Source organism: Paenimyroides tangerinum, assembly GCF_003865405.1.
Lineage (GTDB): Bacteria > Bacteroidota > Bacteroidia > Flavobacteriales > Flavobacteriaceae > Flavobacterium > Flavobacterium tangerinum.
The window spans coordinates 1-1,116 of the sequence record NZ_RQVQ01000108.1 but is presented as its reverse complement, the minus strand read 5'-3'; the positions used below and the strand labels follow the sequence as shown (position 1 = coordinate 1,116).

The window sequence follows — 1,116 nt, the reverse complement described above, 5'->3', positions numbered from 1 at the left end:
TGAAATCAGTTTCATAATCTGTATAAACAGCATAAATTTCATCACTAATCACATTAGGTATTTGACTTTGAATTTCTTCCTTCCAGAATTTTTGCCATAATAATTCAATGTCAATTGCCGATTGTCCATTTGAATTAATTGTACGAGTTGAAATTCCAATGATCTGAAATTTTTGAATGGTTTGATTGTTCATTTTGTTCTTTATTTTTAAATGCACTACAAAAATAAAACACAACTGTGACAACCCTATGGCAAGGGTTAATCACATTTTTTTAATGTCATTTCAATATATTCTTCAAACGTGATTTTATGTTTTTCAAAAGAATCAGTTAACACGAGTAAACTCTTAATACGATCGAGTCGAAATGACCTGTAATCCTTACGTAGACGACAAAATGCAATCAATAACCAATTCTCTTGCGTGGTATAAATAGCAAACGGTTCTATGGTTCGTTGGGTTGTTTCGTCATTATATGGTGAATAATATTGAATCTGAACAAGATTAAAATTCGTTAATGCCAGTTGTAAAATCGACAGATTATTACTGGTACGACTATTTTCTAAATTCTGCGCAGACAAAATTCTTTCCGAAAGCAAATTGGCTTTATCTTTTGTGTTATTCCGTAAGACAGCTTTTATCTTATGGATAGCATCTGTATAATCCTTCACCAATGAAGCATCTTTGTTCTTTCGTACCAATTGTTCGGCTGTAATTAAAGCATTGGCTTCGTTTTCAGTAAACATAACAGGAGGAATTCGGTATCCTTCCATTAAGGTGTAGCCTTTTCCTTCCTCCGTCAAGACCGGAACACCAGCTTGTTCCAAAGTTCTAATATCCCTATAAATGGTTCGTTTACTTATTTCGAATTTCTCTGCAAGTTCATTCGCCGTTAGAAGTCTTTTAGACTGTAATTGAATTAAAATGGAGGTTAATCTAGTTAGTCTTTTTGTATCCTTATCTGTCATTAATTGTTACGTGTTGAGAGCTCATTCTTTACTTCAAATTTACGAAATTATTCACTTGTGGGCTCTATGAAATAACATCGCTTATGATTGTTGTAAAGCAATAAATTTAAATCAAGTCAAAAGAGAAATAGCTGAGTTATGCAGGATTTC

General features: G+C 32.6%; 2 protein-coding genes. Both read right to left on the bottom strand.

Annotation, left to right across the window (positions count from 1 at the left end):
- On the bottom strand, positions 1 to 193 hold a 193-nt coding region (locus tag EG240_RS16375), incomplete at its 3' end, for an effector binding domain-containing protein (RefSeq protein ID WP_203229341.1).
- A 65-nt stretch (positions 194 to 258) separates the two neighbouring features.
- Complete coding sequence (locus EG240_RS16370) at positions 259 to 966, bottom strand: helix-turn-helix transcriptional regulator (protein ID WP_125020395.1); 708 nt, start codon at positions 964 to 966, stop codon at positions 259 to 261.
- Between the last annotated feature and the right edge of the window lie 150 nt (positions 967 to 1,116).

Bases quoted from the DNA above. Each gene is read 5' to 3' on its own strand.
- EG240_RS16370 (WP_125020395.1), bottom strand. From the start codon at position 966: ATGACAGATAAGGATACAAAAAGACTAACTAGATTAACCTCCATTTTA.